Source organism: Flavobacterium filum DSM 17961 (genome assembly GCF_000425465.1).
Lineage (GTDB): Bacteria > Bacteroidota > Bacteroidia > Flavobacteriales > Flavobacteriaceae > Flavobacterium > Flavobacterium filum.
The window spans coordinates 1-18,339 of the sequence record NZ_AUDM01000020.1 but is presented as its reverse complement, the minus strand read 5'-3'; the positions used below and the strand labels follow the sequence as shown (position 1 = coordinate 18,339).

The window sequence follows — 18,339 nt, the reverse complement described above, 5'->3', positions numbered from 1 at the left end:
AATTCAGGGATTAAGCATTTTGAAATATTCATTAACCATTGGTTTTACTGATTTTGATATGTTGTCAGTGTAAAAATTGATTAATAATCCTTGAGGTTTTTCCAGTAAACTCATATAAGTCAATAATTGAGCTTCATGAACGGGTAGTAAATTTTCAACAGTTTTTATTTCTACTACTACAGTATTGTTTACTATTAAATCTAGCCTTAATTTAGTTTCAATTAATAAATCTCTATATTCTAATTTTACTTTTTTTTGAGTTTCAACTTGGAACCCATTATATTCTAATTCTTTTTGAAGGCATTTTTCATAAACTGATTCTAATAAGCCAGGGCCTAATGTTTTGTGAACAGTTATTGCACAACCAACTATATCATAGCTTAATTGTGTGACTTCTTTTTTTGTCATATTTGTTATTTAAAAAAGCAAAGGTTGCTTCATGTTTTTTAATTTTCTTAATGAAACAACCTTAACTTCTTAATGTTAAAACTAAACAGTAACCAAACTATCCGGTTCCACTAAAACCTCTTTTCCGTTGACAAAAACTGTAATCGGTTTTTCGCCTTCTAATGAAAATTTGGTTTCATTGGCATGAACAGAAACTTTCAAGATTTGATTTCTGAAATTAATTTTAAACGAATAGCCTTTCCATTGAGCCGGTATTTTCGGTTCAAAGTGTAGCGTTTCATTTTTTACACGCATACCGCCAAAACCTTCTACTATACTCATCCACGTTCCGGCCATCGAAGTAATGTGTAATCCTTCGTGTACTTCTTTGTTGTAATCATCTAAATCCAAGCGGGAAGTACGTAAATAGAATGTATACGCTTGTTCCATTCTACCTAAAACTGCGGCTTGAATGGAGTGAACACAGGGAGAAAGTGAACTTTCGTGAACCGTAAATGGCTCATAAAAGTCAAAATGTTTCTCCAATTGTTCTTTGCTGAAATGATCTTCAAAAAAGTAGAATCCTTGTAACGTATCAGCTTGTTTGATGTAAGGGGAACGTAAAATTCGATCCCACGACCATTTTTGGTTAATCGGTCGCTGACTCTTATCTAAATCATGCACTTTTACTAACTCTTTATCCAAAAATCCATCTTGTTGCAAATAAACGCCATGTTCTTCTGAATAGGGGAAATACATATTATCCGCCACTTCTTTCCAATGGTTGATTTCCGCGGTAGAAAGTTTTACTTTGTTTAGAATTCGGGTATAATCGGACGAATATTCTTTTTCAATTTTTTGAATTTGTTCTACCGTATAATCAATACACCACTTGGCAATATAATTGGTATAAAAATTATTGTTTACGTTATTTTCATATTCATTTGGACCCGTAACACCTAAAATCACATACTGATTACGGTAGGTAGAGTAGGTGGCTCTTTGGTGCCAAAATCTAGCAATTCCGATTAAAACTTCCAGACCTTTTTCAGGAATATAGCTGTAATCTCCCGTAAAACGATAATAGTTAAAAATGGCAAAAGCAATAGCTCCATTACGGTGAATTTCTTCAAACGTAATTTCCCATTCGTTATGACATTCTTCGCCGTTCATGGTTACCATCGGATACAAAGCTGCACCATTTTTGAAGCCTAGTTTTCCGGCATTTTCAATCGCTTTATCCAATTGATTATAACGATAAGTCAATAAATTTCGGGCAACTTGCTGGTCTTTGGTTGCCATATAAAACGGAATGCAATACGCTTCGGTATCCCAATACGTTGATCCGCCGTATTTTTCTCCGGTAAATCCTTTCGGACCAATATTCAAACGAGAATCTTTTCCTAAATACGTTTGATTTAATTGGAAAATATTGAAACGAATCCCCTGTTGAGCTTTCACATCGCCATCAATGGTAATATCGCTCATTTCCCAAATTTTTGCCCAAGCTTGAATTTGATTGGCTAATAATTGGTCATAACCAATAGAAACGGCTTTTGAAACTACATTTTTAGCCGCTTCTTCAGTATTTTCATGGTTCATCGAAACCGTGTAACCACCTATTTTTTGAATAGTAGCCGATTGATTTTTGGCAATTGAAACTTCATATGAAAATTCAATTTTATCATGTGAAGAGGCAACATTCGATGGGGAAGGATTTACATTTTTCCCATTCATCAAAATAGAATTGTGCATGAATGTGGTTGCCGTAAAATTCGTTTTGAACGTTCTTGCCGTTACAAAAGCTTCGTTTGCACTATTTTTTACGTGTAATGGTTCCCAGAATTTTTCTTCCCAGTTGGCATCTTCGTTATGAACTCCTGCATCGATATACGGTTTGAAAACAATTTTGGCATCCTGATTCAAAGGGGTAACTTGATAATTTATTACACCCACTTCATCCAAATCCAATGAAAGAAAACGACGTACTTGCACTTCAATTTCAGTCCCATTTTGAAGTGTTGCCAGGAAAGAACGATGATACCAGCCTTCTTTCATATTCAATTCTCTGCGGAAATTTTTCACTGCTGCACAATTAGTCAAATCCAAATTTTCACCGTTGATTTCGATGTTAATGCCAATCCAATTGGGAGCATTTAGTACTTTGGCAAAATACTCAGGATAACCGTTTTTCCACCAACCCACTTTGGTTTTATCGGGATAATAAATTCCGGCAATATAACTTCCTTGGAAGGTTTTTCCGGAATACTTTTCTTCAAAATTCGCACGTTGTCCCATCGCACCGTTTCCAATGCTGAACAAACTTTCGGAAGACTTAACCAGGTCTTGCTCAAATCCTTCTTCAATAATCGACCAGTTATCTGGTATGATATAATCTTGGTTCATTAAATTTAGTTTAAAAAGTTTAGCTTACGCTCTGTTCGACTTCGTCTCGAGTCAAGTTTCAAGTTTTTAAAAATCAAAAACATTAAAATTTTACTATTTATTTATTAGGTTTTGTATAAAATTCAAATCAATGTGTGTAAAATCGGGAAAAACAAACTGAGCTTCATGCAAAATAGTTTCTTCTCCAATTCCCACACTAGTCATTCCGGCAATATTGGCAGCTTGAACTCCGGCAACAGAGTCTTCAAAAACGATACATTTTTCGTTTAAAAAATTTACTTTTTTGGCTCCTTGAATAAAAACTTCCGGGTCAGGTTTAGCATTAGACACATCGTTTCCATCCACAATGGCATCAAAATAATCAATAATTTTTGCTTTTTCTAAAATAGGTTTTGCGTTTTTACTGGCAGAACCTAAAACGATTTTTTGGTTGTTTTCTTTCAGATAGATGAGAACCGGTAAAACTCCCGGCAAGATTTCACTTTCGTCCATATCCACCAAGTAGGAAAGATAGTCTTCGTTTTTTTGAACGAGCCATTTGTTTTTGTCTTCTTGCGAAGCTTCCATATTTCCTAAGGCTAAAATTAGGTCGAGTGATCGAACACGGCTTACACCTTTGAGTTCTTCGTTGTGTTCGGGCGTAAATTCGATACCTAGTTGGTTTGCAATCTTTTGCCAAGCTAAATAATGATATTTGGCTGTGTCAACGATTACACCGTCGAGGTCGAATATGAAACATTTTTGATTCATTATTTTTGTACTACATCATCCACATCTTGTACTTTATAAACTAAAGCAGCAGCAATTAAAAAACTAACACCGCTGGTTACTAAAGCAAAAATGGCATGATCATTATATAAATATTTAACAAGTAATCCTCCGATGAGGGCATTAATAATCTGTGGAATAACGATAAAGAAATTAAAAATCCCCATGTAAACTCCCATTTTTTTAGGTTGAATAGATCCGGCAAGTATAGCATAGGGCATTGCAAGAATACTCGCCCAAGCTACTCCAACACAAATCATAGAAAAAATTAAGGATTCTTTATTCGGCATGAAATACATCGAAATCAAACCAACTCCTCCAATAATTAAAGATATTGCATGTGTTTTTTTTCTGCCGACTTGCTTAGCAATGTATGGAAGTGTAAACGCAAAAATCATGGATACAAAATTGTACACACCAAATAAGGTTCCTACCCAGTTTCCGGCTTCATCAAATAGAGGGTTTTTTACATCATCTGATGCTAAGCCGTAAATGTGTTGAGCGATAGCAGGAGTGGTGAATACCCACATTCCGAATAGTCCAAACCATGAAAAGAATTGCACCATGCTTAATTGTCGCATAGTAGTAGGCATTTTGGCAAAATCTTTAAAAATATCCAACAATCGAGCTGGTTTTTCGTCACCCAAGGCTTCTTGATGAGCTTTTTCATCTGAAAATTGAGCTAATTCATCAGGAGAGTATTCCTTTGTGGTAACTACCGTAACTAAAATGGTAATAATTAAAATGATGGCACCAATCACAAAAGACCAAATTAAGTAGTTTGGAATACCGGTCTCGGTTTCACCTGTCATGCCCATCCATTTTAAGAAAGAAGGTAAAACAGACCCAACCACAGCACCCATGCCGATTAGAGCCGTTTGAATACTGAAACCAAGTGTACGTTGATCGGTTCTAAGATTATCTCCAACCAAAGCTCGAAAGGGTTCCATTGCGATGTTGAAAGATACGTCCATAATCATCAACATTCCGGCTCCAACCCAAAGAGCGGGTAAAAAAGCGATAAACATTTCAGATTGGGGCATAAGTATCAATCCAACAGAAGCAAGAACGGCACCTAATAAAAAGAATGGTTTCCTTCTTCCAAATCGTCCCCAAGTATTATCACTATAGTGACCAATAATAGGTTGAACAATTAATCCTGTGAGTGGTGCAATAATCCAAAACCACGAAAGTTCGTGAACATCGGCACCAAATTTTTGAAGAATTCTACTGGCATTTGCATTTTGAAGGGCAAACCCCATTTGTATTCCCAAGAAACCGAAACTCATGTTCCAAATTTCCCAGAAACTTAACTTACGCTTTTCCATTATCGTAATTAGTTGATTAATAATACGATAAGCGGTTTATGGCTTATCAAAACTTTGGTTCGAAGTAAAAATACAAGCTTTGATAATTAGTACAAATATAGTTTTTTTTTAAAGCGAAATTATTTTTTTGAAATTTTTTTGAAAGTATTTTTATTGGTTTTAAAATTTTAAAACCAATAAAATCAATGGTTTACACAAACTACAACGTTGGCGTAGATTCTCTTTCTACCAAGTGCGTTTCGATGACTTCTGTTCTGTAATGTTCGTCATCTTCTTCTTCGCTTTCTAATCTATCGATGAGCATTTTGGCTGCTTTCCCACCCATTTTTATTCCGTTTTGACTTACCGTTGTGATGCTTGGAGATGAATATTTAGAAATAATTCCGTCTGTAAATCCAATAACAGCTATATCTTCCGGAATTCTTAAACCGATTTTTAGGGCTGATTTTATTGCAGTAACGGCAAAAAGTTCGTTTACGGCAAAAATAGCATCAATTTTTTGAGTATTGATTAGGTTTTCAATGGCTTCATCACAGTGTTCAATATCTTCGATTTTAAGAATTAAATTTTCATCAATTTTAATGTCATTCGATTTTAAAGCCTTCAAATAACCTTCGGTTCTCAATTTTCCAACGCTAACATAATCGACAGTTGTGATGAGTGCAATTTTTTTAAATCCTTTGTCAATTAAGGTTTGAACTGCTTGAATGGCGGACAAATTATCATCTATAATTACTTTATCACATAAAATATCATTGGTAACACGATCAAACATTACAACAGGCATTCCTTGATTGATAACTTCTGTTATATGATGAAAATCTTTCTTTTGTTGGGTTTCTTTGGATAATGACATGATAAATCCATCAATACTGCCATTGGCAAGCATTTCCATATTAATAACTTCTTTGTCAAACGATTCGTCAGATAAACAAACTATTACGTTATAGCCATGTTCATTGGCAACATTTTCTACACCACTAATTACGGTTGCAAAAAAATGATGAACTATTTCTGGAATGATAATTCCGATTGTTTTTGTTTTTTTATTTTTTAGACTAAGTGCAATATTATTAGGTTTATAGTTGTATAATTTAGCAAAGGCTTGCACTTTTAAACGGGTATCTTCACTAATTTCCGGACTGTCTTTTAACGATTTAGAAACGGTAGAAATGGAGACGTCTAATTCTTTAGCGATTTGCTTTAAGGTTACTTTTCTTTTCATGTTGTTTTTTGGTAAATAATAATTTCTGAATAAAGATAATTTTTATTTTTTAGAATCGGAATTTTTAGTTCAAAAATGTGTATTATCCTAAAAGTTTTCAACACGAAAACGTTTTCGGGTGAGTTTTAAGAAATGTTTATTTCGGGATATGAAAATTTTGCTTAAATTTAACATTCGAAGTAAAATACAAGCAACTAAAACACATTTTTAACTTAAACAAACTGTATGAAAACAATTTCTAAAAAGTTGTTATTTTTATTGCTTTTTCTTCCTTTTGCAATGCTTGCTCAGAGCACTGTAAATGGAGTAGTTACTGATCAAACATCAGGCCAACCACTTCCGGGAGTAAATGTAATTGTGAAAGGTACCACTAAGGGTACTACAACAGATTTTGACGGTAAATTTATCCTGTCAAATGTAAAAAGTGGTGATGTAGTAGAGTTTTCTTTTGTGGGATACAAAACCACAGATGTAGCTTACACTAACCAAAAAACAATGAATGTTTCTTTAGAAGAAGAAACAGCCAAATTAGAGGAAGTAGTATTAATTGGTTATGGTACGGTGAAGAAAAAAGATGCAACCGGTTCTGTGACAACAGTTACTGCTAAAGATTTTAACAAAGGAGCTGTGGTTTCCGGTAGTGAACTTTTGAATGGTAAAATTGCCGGTGTTACAATCAACACAGGTGGTGGAGCTCCGGGTTCAATAGGTCAAATTAGAATTAGAGGAGGATCTTCGTTAAATGCAAACAACGACCCTTTAGTTGTTATTGATGGACTTCCAATGTCAGATACGGGAGTACTTAATAGATTAAACCCTAATGATATTGAGTCTTTTTCTGTTTTGAAAGATGCATCTGCAACGGCTATTTACGGTACTCGTGCATCTAATGGAGTAATTTTAATCGCTACTAAAAAAGGCTCTAAAAAATTTGAAGTTGAATACAATTTCCAATACGGAAGTGGTAAACATTTCAATAAGGTAGACGTAATGAATGCAACTCAATACAGAGAAGCGTTTAAAAACGTTCTTCAATTGGGTCTTTATCCTGAGTTGACAAGTGCTTATCTTTCAGGTTCTACATTTGATGAAGATGGAATTTCGCAATTTATTGGGAATGCAAATACTGATTGGCAAGAAGAAATTTATAGAAGAACAGATTTTGTTGACAATAATTTATCTGTTAGAGGAAACTTATTCAATAAAATTCCAACTCGATTAACAATAGGTAATACGTATCAAGAAGGATTGTTGTTAACTGATAAATTGAATAGAAATACAATATCATTGTCAACAAGTCCTACTTTATTTGACAATCATTTAAAATTCAATATCAATGTGAATTATGCTCACACAGGTAGAAGAAATGCTCCATTTGTTGTTGGTGGTGCTTTAAGAATGGCACCGACTAGACCAGTTTATAATCCAAATTCTCCTTATGAAGGTTTTTATGAATGGATGGTAAATGGATCTGATGAAACGAATATTGAAAATTTTGCACCTATTTCGGTATCTAATCCGGTAGCACAACTTTTGCAAACGTTCAACACAAGTAAAAATGAAAAGTTCTTCGGAAATGTTGAAGTTGATTACAAGTTTCATTTTTTACCGGAGTTAAGATGGGTTGCCAATTTTGGTTATGATAAAGATTGGGGTTACGGTGAAAGTGTAACAGGCAGGTTTGCCAGAACTAGTCCAAGATTCAATAATGCTTTTATTGGAAATAGCAGTTATAATGATGGAGAAAGCATTAACAAGTTATTGGATACTTATTTTGTGTATTCAAAGAGTAATGACAAATTAACATTTGATTTAACTGCGGGTTATTCTTATCAAAAATTTGAAGGGAATAGTTTTGGAACGGGTAACTTAAGAAACCCAAATAATATTGTTGCTCCTCGCTTTTTTAACGAGCCAAAAGTTTATATTGGTTATTTTGGTAGATCGAACATTAATTTACTAGATAAATATTTGTTAACTTTAACATTCAGACGTGATGGTACTTCTCGTTTTTCAGATGAAAACAGATGGGGTAATTTTCCTGCAGCATCGTTTGCTTGGAAAATTAAAAATGATTTTTTTAAATCAAGCACTAAACTTTCAGATTTAAAATTAAGATTAGGTTGGGGTGTAACTGGACAACAAGAGATTGGTTTTGCTAATTCATCATTAATTTATTTACCTCAATACTTAATTGGTTTAGATAATTCAAGCTATATTTTTGGAAACGAATATATATTGCCGGCTTTACCTCAAGGGTACAACCCAGCAATAAAGTGGGAAGAAACTACAACATATAATGCTGGAATTGATTTTGGAATTAATAATAATAGACTTACAGGTTCTGTTGATTTCTATTTAAAAAAATCTAATGATTTATTACAAATTGCACCTTTTTCTGATGGTTCAAACTTTACCAACGAAGGACCTCAAAATTTTGGAAGTTTAACCATCAAAGGAGTTGAATTAAATATTAACTATGATGTAATTAGAAGAGAGAAATTAAATTGGAATGTTAATTTCAATGCTTCTAAATTCGAAAGAAGAATTGATGAAATGCCAGCTGGTGCAGATCAATTAACAGGTAATGTTGGTTTTGGTTTTTCTCAAATTAACAGAGAAGGATATACTCCAAATTCTTTTTATGTGTTCAAACAAGTTTATGATCAAAGCGGAAGAGCTATTGAAGGAGCATTCGCTGATTTAAACAGTGATGGTATTATTAATGAAGCAGATCGTTATTTGTACAAAAATGGAGATCCAGATTTTACTTTTGGTTTTACCTCTAATCTAAACTATAATAACTTCGATTTATCTTTTAATTTAAGAGCTAGTGTTGGAAATAGAGTTTATAATGCTTTAGAAGCCAGAAATTCTTTCTATGCTGAAATTATGAACGGTGTTCCCAACAACCTTCATACTAACGTAAACAATACTCAATTCTTAACTTATACAGGTAACCAAGCTGTTTCTGATATGTTTATTGAAAATGCATCTTTCTTGAGAATGGATTTTGTTAACCTAGGTTATACATTCCAAAATTGGCTGGAAGGAAAAGCTAAATTAAGAGTATTTACAGGAGTTCAAAATCCATTTATTATTACTAAATATGGTGGTTTAGATCCAGAAATTGTTGGAGGTATTGATCAAGCAATCTATCCAAGACAAAGACAATATTTATTTGGCTGTAATATTAAATTTTAATAAAAAAACTATGAAACTTAGAAATCAATTATTAACCCTGTTTGTTGTTTTTTTCTCATTGGTTTCGTGTGTTGATGACTTAGAAGTTCGTTCAACAGATGAAAGATTTGATGATGAAGAATCACTTTACAGTCAGCCTGGAGCCTATACTAAGGCAATGGCAGGTGTTTATTCTAATTTGGTGATTACTGGTCCGAATGGCCCTGGTTCATCAAATTTAGGAGGTATTGACGCTGGATTTAGTCAATACATGCGTGTTTGGTGGTATCTACAAAACATGACTACAGATGAAACTGTTTGGAGTTATGAAGGTGATACCGGTACTAGAGAATTAAATAGAGCTATTTGGGATGGTAACAATCCATTTTTTAGAGGTTTCTATAGTAGAGTTATGTTTCAAGTAGCTTTGTGTAATGAATTTTTAAGACAATCAACAGATTCAAAGTTAGATCAAAGAAATGTTTCGGCTGAGGAAAGAGAAGAAATTCAAAAGTATAGAGAAGAAGCTAGAGCTTTGCGTGCAATGGCTTATTATCATTTGATGGATACTTTTGGACAAGCAGTTCTATTAACAGAACAAAATCAAGTTGGTGATGCTGGTCAAGGTGCTAATAGACAGCAATTGTTTGACTTTGTTGAATCTGAGCTGTTAGAGGTAATACCAAATTTATATGGGCCTAACCAAGCTCCATACGGTAGAGTTGATCAAGGCTTTGCCAGAATGGTTTTAGCAAAAGCTTATTTGAATGCTCAAGTTTATATTTCACAAGATAAAAATCAAGAATGTATTGATGTTTTAACACCAATGTTAGGATCATATTCTTTGGCAAATAATTATTTACACAATTTTACAGCAGATAATCAATTATCACCAGAAATGATTTTTAGTGTTCCTTCTGATGGAGTAAGAATGCAAAGTTACAGTGCAATTACTGTAATTTTAAATGGGCAAATTGGCTCTTTGGAATCCAATGGAGTAGATTTTGGAATGAATGCCGGTGGATGGGGTGGAGCTCTTCGAGTAAGAAAAGAGTTTGCTCAAAAATTCAATGGAGGTCAGTATAATAGTGATGTCAGAAATACTCTTATAATTGGTGATAGACCTATTGATATTCAAGATATTGGTGCTAGAGGACAAGGGTATATTATCAGTAAGTTTTCTAATAAAACTTCTACGGGTTCAAATGGTTCAAGTCAAGAGTTTCCTGACACTGATTTCCCAATGTTCAGATTAGCAGATGCTTATTTAATGTATGCAGAGGCACAAGTTAGAAAAGACGGTTCTGCCAATTCAACAACTTTAGGTTATGTTAATGCTTTGAGAACAAGAGCTAATAATCCAAACAATTCATTAACAGCATCTGATGTATCATTAGATTTTATACTTGATGAAAGAGCAAGAGAATTATATTGGGAAGGACATAGAAGACAAGATTTAATCCGTTTCAATAAATTTACCGGTGGGTCTTATAATTGGCAATGGAAAGGTGGCGTTCAAAGTGGTGTCTCTTTACCAACTCATTTTAAAGTTTTCCCATTTCATCCAGCTACATTGGGTGCAAATCCAAGTTTAACTCAAAACGTTGGATATTAATATAATTTAATAAATTTAAAAATTTAAAAAAATGAAAAATACATTTAAAATACTTTTAGCAACTTTACTTTTTACAGGGTTGTGGTCTTGTGAAGACGAACAAGATTTGATTTTTTCAACTCCTCCAACAGGAGATTTTAGTATCCTTACTCCAGATAATGGAGGTCAAGTTATCTTAAATAAAGATTTACCGGATAACATAGCATTAACTTTGTCATGGGATAATGTTTCTTTTGGTCAAACGCCAACATTATATGATGTTGAGATGGTAAAAGAGGCTGATACATGGGATGCCCCAATGTTGTTGGGTACAGGATACAACAATTCTAATGCAATTTATACTGTTGCCGAATTAAATGAAAAAGCAAACATGCTTGGTTTGGCTCCAGATGTACTTGGTGCAGTTAAAATTAGAATTAAAGCATATGTTGGAATTTCTGGTGAGCCAAAATATTCACAGGAATTAGTATATTTAATTCAACCTTATCTTGCATACTTTTTTAGAGATTTGTTCTTAGTTGGCCCTGCTTCAAGTGCTGGTTGGAATAATGATAACAATAATTTAGCAATGTTTAGATCACCAGATAATGAAAACGAATATACTTATACTGGTTATTTAGCTGGTGACGCTTTAAAATTATTAGAAAAAATGGGAGCTTGGCAACCACAATGGGGTTCACAAGATGGACAATTAACATCTAATCCATTGCATCAATCAAATGATCCGGATGTAATTAACATTAGTGGTGGTTTAGTCACTTTTACAGCTAATACAAATTCAAGAGCTTTTTCAGTTTCAAGTTATACCGGTAGTGTTAATTCATACTCAGTTGTAGGAATAATTGGAGCAGGTATAGGTGGTTGGGGAGATGCAGATCAAATCGATATGACTCAAGCTCAAGTAAATGGTAATAATACACACGTTTGGTATGCTAGAAATGTAAATGTAGTTGGAGGTGAAGTTAAATTTAGAGCAAATAACGGATGGGCTGTAAATTGGGGTGGAAGTACTGAGTTTTCAGGAACAGGTACTCAAGACGGACCAAATATTCCTGTTTCTGCAGGGGTTTATAATGTTTACTTTTATTCATTAACAGGAAACTATATGTTTATTCCTGTTCAAGAATAGTAGTTTTCTCTTATTCATAAAACACTTAACCTTAAAGGTTAAGTGTTTTTTTTCAAATTAAGATTATTAAAAATTATAATCATGATAAAAAAAATTGTTATTTTATTTCTGTTCGTAATAGGTCTAACATCTCATGCTCAATTTACACATGTAACGGTATCTCCGTATCCATTTGAGATTAATCAGCAAATTACGATAACGGTTAATTTGTCTCAACCTCAATGTAATACGATTTCTACAAATACACCAAAAGTATACATGCATGCAGGAATTGGAACAGATGCTAATCCATGGACAGTTGTTAAAGGAAATTGGGGACAAGATGATGGCGTTGGTCAAATGACCAATACGGGAGGCTCTTTTAGTATTACACTTACACCGAGTGTTTACTTCAATTTGACTCCTGAGCAAATAACAAGCTCCACAAAAATGGGTATGGTGTTTAGAAATGCAGCAGGAAATCAAGAGTTAAAAAGACCTACGGCATGTTCAGATTTCTTTATAGACGTTGGTACTTTTCAAGTAAATTTAACAGCTCCTCTTAATAATAGTACAACTATAATTAATAGTGGAGGAAATTTACAAGTTACGGCTACAAATACAAGTGGAGCTGCTTCTTATACTTTGAAAGCAAATGGTAATATTATCAATTCAAACAGTTCTACTTCCAGTTATTCCTTCAATCATACTAATATTACTTCTAACCAATTTTACGATTTAGAAGTAGTAAAAGGCACTACAACTATTGTTAGGAATTTTACTGTTTTAACAAATCCGGGAAATGTTAATCAAGCTATTCCATCTGGTTTAGAAGACGGAATTAATTATAATCCATCTGACCCAACAAAAGCTACCTTAAAGTTAAATGCTCCCGGTAAAGATTTCGTTTATGTTGCTGGCAGCTTTAACAATTGGCAGCCTAATGGGAATTATGCCATGAAAAGAGATCCTTCTACAAATATATTTTGGTTGGAATTAACAGGTCTCACTCCAGGACAGATTTATACTTATCAATATTGGGTGGTTGATCAAACTCCTGTGGCTAACTCACCTGTTTTAGTTAAAACAGCTGATATGTATTCAACATTAGTATTGTCACCATTTGATGATCCTTGGATTCCTTCGGCTACTTATCCAAATTTACCTGCATATCCTCAAGGACAACAAAGAGAAGTTACTGTTCTTCAGACTGCTCAAACACCCTATAATTGGAGTGATGCTACTTTAAATTTTGTTAAACCGAACAAAGAAAAATTAGTAGTGTATGAAGTTTTGATTAGAGATTTTGACGCCAATAGAAATTACCAAGATTTAATTAATCGTATTGATTATTTTAAAAATTTAAAAGTAAATGCCATACAATTAATGCCTGTAATGGAGTTTGAAGGAAACGAAAGTTGGGGTTATAATACATCATTCCACATGGCTTTAGACAAATTTTATGGTACAAGTAATAAGTTTAAAGAATTTATCGATTTGTGTCATCAAAATGGTATTGCCGTAATTTTAGATGTCGCTCTAAATCATGCATTTGGAAGAAATCCTGGTGTAAGAATGTGGATGAGTGATCCAGATGGAGATGGTTGGGGAGCTCCAGCTACAGATAATCCCTTTTTTAATACTACTGCAAGACATAGTTATAGCGTAGGAGAAGATTTTAATCATCAATCAGCTTTAACTAAGTATTATACAAAAAGAGTGATTAAACAATGGATTGAAGAATACAAAATAGATGGATTCCGTTGGGATTTAACCAAAGGATTTACACAAAACTGTTCAGGTGGGAATGATTCTTGTACAAATGCTTACCAGCAAGACAGAGTAGATGTTTTAAAAGAATATGCGGATTATTCGTGGTCTTTAGATCCGAATCATTATGTAATATTTGAACACCTTGGAAGCGAAAATGAAGAAAAAGAGTGGGCTAACCATCGCTTTAATGAAGGTAAAGGAGTTATGATGTGGGCAGAAGTATGGGGGCCATATAAACAATTAATGGGAGGCTATTCATCCAATTCAGATATTTCTTCAATTGGTCATAAAAGTAGAAATTTATTTCAAGGTAAAAGGGTAATGGGTTATCCTGAAAGTCATGATAAAGATAGAATTATTTATGAAGGAATTACTTTTGGTGTTGGTAGTGGATCAGCACCAGTAAGTGGAAATCTAAATAATGCTATCAATAGAATGAAGGCTATTGGTGCTACCAGTATTTTAATTCCGGGGCCAAAAATGATTTGGCATTTTGCTTCATTAGGAATGGGTGACTCTATTTTTACTTGTTCTAATGGTACTGTTAATACCGATTACGATGCAACTCCGGGAGATTGTAAATTATCAACAAAACCACAACCTCAATGGGTAAATAATTGGTTAGGTGATCCTCTAAGAAATTCTGTTTACAATGCATTCTCTAAATTCATTAACTTGAAAAAATCCGAGCCAGTATTTAATGGAGATTACACGATTAGCTCAGATATTAATAATTTAAGACAAAGGATATATATATTTGATAATGCATTGCCAACTACTCAATTGAAAAATGTAGTAGTCTTAGCTAATTTTTCTGTTGATACTCAAAACATCAATCCATCCTTTCCTTACACCGGAATTTGGTATGATTTGATGACAGATGCTCAAGTGAATATTACTAATACAACAGCAACCATTAGTTTAGCTCCGGGTGAATTTAAAGTATATGGAAACCGTTTACCAACTTTATCTACTGATAATATTGTGTTTGCAAATGAGTTTTCTATCGTTCCAAACCCAACAACTGATGTGTTTTCTATTTCTGTTCCTACTTCAAAAGTTGAACTTTACACCATAACGGGTCAGTTAGTTAGAAAATTTGAGGCAAGTTTTGATGAAAATCATACTTTTTCAATTGAAGATTTAACTTCCGGAATTTATTTTGTGAAAGCAATTGACAATCAAGGTAGAGAGAACACAATGAAATTAATTAAGAAATAATTCAAAGTTAGTTATAATTAATTGCCATTAAGCCCAGCTATTTAGCTGGGTTTTTTTGTTGTTGATAATTTTTGTGTTTTAATTTTCAATGACTTACTTTCGTAGTATGAAAAAACCAATACAAAAAACAGTAGTAAAAATTCTAAAAATAGTTGGGATCACCTTTATTGGTGTACTCTTTTTGATGTTTATTTTACCTGTCATATTTCCCGATGCCATCACTAATAAAGTAAAAGCGTATGCAAATGAAAAATTAAATGGAGAATTAAGTTTCAAAGAAACAAATCTTTCATTTTTTACGCATTTTCCTTCTTTGACCTTAACCCTTGACGATTTTTTATTAAAGGGCTCACAACCTTTTGAAAAAGACACTTTGGTTGCGACAAAGGAAATTGCATTTGGAATTAATGTGAAATCTATTTTTTTTGGTGATAAAATAAAAATTGATAAAATTTATCTCTCTGAAGGTTTAATCAATGTTAAAGTAAATAAAAAAGGACAACCCAATTATAATGTTTATATATCTGAAAGTAACGAAACAGCAAGTGATACTTCATCAGCTTCAATTCAATTAGAACGAATAGACATTAAAAAAGTTAGGTTGTTATACGACGATAAGTCAACCAATATCCTTATCAAAGCTAAAGAACTCAATTATTTAGGCAAAGGTGATTTACATGCTTCCATTTTTGATTTAAAAACGAAAGCTCAAATTCAAGGATTTGATTTTACATTCGACAATGAAGATTACCTAAAAAACAAAACGGTTAATGCCGAATTGGTGACCAAAATCAATACCAATTCTCTTTCGTTACTGTTTCAAGAAAACAATTTAAAAATTAATAAATTGCCGGTTGACTTTAAAGGGAAATTCGATTTCTTAAAAAATGGGTACAATTTAGATTTTACAGTTAAATCAGAAAACAGTCAGTTAAATGACTTTTTTACAGCGTTGCCTCCACAATTCGTAACATGGTTGAGCAAGACTTCTGTAAAAGGAAAAACCGATTTACTTTTTACGCTGAAAGGGAAATATATTGCAGAAGAAAATCGTAAACCGAATATTCACTTTAATATGAAAATTCGGGAGGGATATATTGCGTACAATAAATCACCTATTGCAGCCGATAATATATTTCTGAATTTCGATACAAAATTACCTTCTTTAGATACTGAACAATTAGAATTGAAAATTGATTCCATTTATTTTGATGTGGGAAAAGATTTTTTTAATGGAAATGTTAAATGGAAGGGGATGACTAATCCGGAAATCGATGCTAGAGTTCGTTCAAGATTAGATTTGGCCAAATTAGATCAAGCCATTGGTATTGAAAATATGACACTCAAAGGTATATTTTCGGCTGATATAGTTTCAAAAGGAAAATACATAAAAGAAAAAAATCAATTCCCGGTCACAAAAGGAGATTTAGAACTTAAAAATGGTTTTATTCATTCAACCTATTATCCTAATCCGATAACAAGTATCAATTGTAAGGCTAAGGCAACCAATCAAACCGGGCAAATGAAAGATTTGTACATTCAGCTTGATCCGGCTTCTTTTTCATTTGAAAACAAACCATTTTCTTTAATCGCTTCATTTAATAATTTTGAAGATATAAATTATGATATTAAAGCAAATGGTGAGTTGGACATTGAAAGAATTTATAAAGTTTTTTCTCAAAAAGGATTAAATGTAACCGGTTATGCAAAAATGGATTTGGCTTTAAAAGGCAAACAAAGTGACGCCACAAATGGTCGATATTCCAATCTTCAAAATAGCGGTTCTTTAGTGTTGAAAAAGATAAAAATCAATTCTGAATTTCTTCCATTGCCTTTTGTGATTGAAGAAGGAGATTTCTCTTTTTATCAAGATAAAATGAATTTTACAAATTTTATGGCCACTTACGGAAAATCTGATTTCAAGATGAATGGCTACATGGAAAATGTTATCAATTTTGCTTTATCTGAAAATCAAGTTTTGAAAGGAAGTTTTAAAGTAGAATCTGATTTTATTCAAGTCAATGAATTTTTAACTATTTCTGCTGAAAAGGATAATGAAGAGCAATCTGTTTCTGAGTTTGGGGTAGTTGTAATACCTTCTCAATTTGATTTTAAATTGAATGCAAATGCCAAAAAAATCAATTTTGATGATTTAAATATTGAAAATCTTACAGGAAATGTAAAAGTTAACCAAGGTAAATTAGCTTTACAAAACACTCTATTTTCATTAATTGGTACACGAGTAGCGATGGATGCTGTTTACTTTCATGAAACACCAACAAGAGCTAATTTTGATTACAAAATTAAAGCCACTGATTTTGATATTAAAAGGGCATACAATGAAATTCCACTTTTCAAAGAAATGGCTTCTGCAGCTGAATATGCTGAAGGAATCGTTTCGTTAGACTACAAAATTGCCGGAAAGTTGGATGGTAATATGACTCCTGTATTTCCATCTCTTTTTGGCGGCGGAACGCTTTCAGTGAAAAATGTGAAAATGAAAGGGTTTAAGTTATTCAATACGGTAAGTCAAAAAACGGAGACTGAAGCACTTAAAGACCCGGATATTTCCAAAATTGACATTAAAACTACTGTAAAAAATAATATCATAAAAATTGAACGGTTTAAATTTAAAGTATCAGGTTTTAGACCCAGAATTGAAGGCGAAACCAGTTTTGATGGAGAACTAAATCTGAAAATGCGAATCGGACTTCCTCCGCTGGGAATAATTGGTATTCCAATTAAAGTTACAGGAACACAAGACAACCCTATTATTGGATTAGGAAAAAAATCGGAAGATTTAGAAGAAACTGAGTATGTTGAAGGTATGGAAAACTTACCCAAAACTCAAGAAGTAATTCCTACAACTGAATTACCTGTTGTTACACCAAAAGATAGTATCAAAAATTAGCAAACAAAAAAACCGAATAAAACTATTCGGGTTTAAGTGGTACCTCCAGTCCCGATGCTTCGGGAGGTACTATCTTCAAAACCAAATTTTATTAGATCTTTTTTTTATTAAATTTGTATTAGCATAGAGGAAGCACACTGTGATCTTTCACTGGATGTTTACCTTGTATAGCCTCAACTTGTTTGGGGCTATTTTTTATGTTTTTTTCAAAGGTAAGCACAGAAGAAAGTTCTTGTTCCTTTTCTTGAATATTATAAATTTGAGGATTATATTCTTGATTGTTTTTCCAAAGAGAGTAAATAATTATCAATAATTTTTTTTGAACAGCAACGTAGCTTTTCATCTTTACTCCATGCTTTTCAAAGGTTCTATTGTATAAGTTTAAAAAAGGTTTTTCTTTGCAACTGACTGCTG

Annotated in this window: 10 protein-coding genes and 1 pseudogene; 5 read left to right on the top strand and 6 right to left on the bottom strand. The window is 33.0% G+C overall.

What is annotated here, in order from left to right; all coding sequences use genetic code 11:
• Positions 1–3 precede the first annotated feature (3 nt).
• The 5 genes from H601_RS0111665 to H601_RS0111645 form a co-directional block, all read right to left on the bottom strand.
• The gene (locus H601_RS0111665; RefSeq protein WP_026711689.1) at positions 4–408 is read right to left on the bottom strand and encodes a GxxExxY protein; all 405 of its coding nucleotides are present in this window, start codon (positions 406–408) and stop codon (positions 4–6) included.
• A gap of 81 nt (positions 409–489) precedes the next feature.
• On the bottom strand, positions 490–2,793 hold the full coding sequence (locus H601_RS0111660; protein ID WP_026711688.1) for a glycoside hydrolase family 65 protein: 2,304 nt from the start codon (positions 2,791–2,793) through the stop codon (positions 490–492).
• 93 nt (positions 2,794–2,886) lie between these two features.
• Positions 2,887–3,543: a beta-phosphoglucomutase gene (pgmB, locus tag H601_RS0111655; RefSeq protein ID WP_026711687.1), complete on the bottom strand. Its 657-nt coding sequence runs from the start codon at positions 3,541–3,543 to the stop codon at positions 2,887–2,889.
• Complete coding sequence (locus H601_RS0111650; RefSeq protein WP_026711686.1) at positions 3,543–4,889, bottom strand: MFS transporter; 1,347 nt, start codon at positions 4,887–4,889, stop codon at positions 3,543–3,545. Before H601_RS0111650 ends, pgmB begins: the two co-directional genes overlap by 1 nt.
• 199 nt (positions 4,890–5,088) lie before the next feature.
• Entirely contained in the window at positions 5,089–6,114 is a 1,026-nt protein-coding gene (locus tag H601_RS0111645; RefSeq protein WP_026711685.1) for a LacI family DNA-binding transcriptional regulator, read from the bottom strand.
• Between the two features lie 225 nt (positions 6,115–6,339).
• Here H601_RS0111645 and H601_RS0111640 point away from each other — a divergent pair, with 225 nt between their 5' ends.
• The 5 genes from H601_RS0111640 (at position 6,340) to H601_RS15650 (ending at position 17,925) form a co-directional block, all read left to right on the top strand.
• Entirely contained in the window at positions 6,340–9,318 is a 2,979-nt protein-coding gene (locus H601_RS0111640; RefSeq protein WP_026711684.1) for a SusC/RagA family TonB-linked outer membrane protein, read from the top strand.
• Positions 9,319–9,328: 10 nt separating this feature from the next.
• On the top strand, positions 9,329–10,912 hold the full coding sequence (locus H601_RS0111635) for a RagB/SusD family nutrient uptake outer membrane protein (protein WP_026711683.1): 1,584 nt from the start codon (positions 9,329–9,331) through the stop codon (positions 10,910–10,912).
• A 31-nt stretch (positions 10,913–10,943) separates the two neighbouring features.
• Positions 10,944–12,041: a SusE domain-containing protein gene (locus H601_RS15655; protein ID WP_051220738.1), complete on the top strand. Its 1,098-nt coding sequence runs from the start codon at positions 10,944–10,946 to the stop codon at positions 12,039–12,041.
• A gap of 81 nt (positions 12,042–12,122) precedes the next feature.
• Positions 12,123–15,014 carry an alpha-amylase family glycosyl hydrolase gene (locus tag H601_RS0111625; RefSeq protein WP_026711682.1) on the top strand — a complete coding sequence of 964 codons (2,892 nt, stop codon included), beginning with the start codon at positions 12,123–12,125 and terminating at the stop codon, positions 15,012–15,014.
• A 106-nt stretch (positions 15,015–15,120) separates the two neighbouring features.
• Positions 15,121–17,925 (top strand): AsmA family protein, encoded by a 2,805-nt coding sequence (locus H601_RS15650; protein ID WP_051220737.1) that lies wholly within the window; start codon positions 15,121–15,123, stop codon positions 17,923–17,925.
• A gap of 118 nt (positions 17,926–18,043) precedes the next feature.
• Here H601_RS15650 and H601_RS16665 read toward each other — a convergent pair.
• Positions 18,044–18,339, bottom strand: a pseudogene (locus H601_RS16665) (hypothetical protein); the annotation flags it as partial.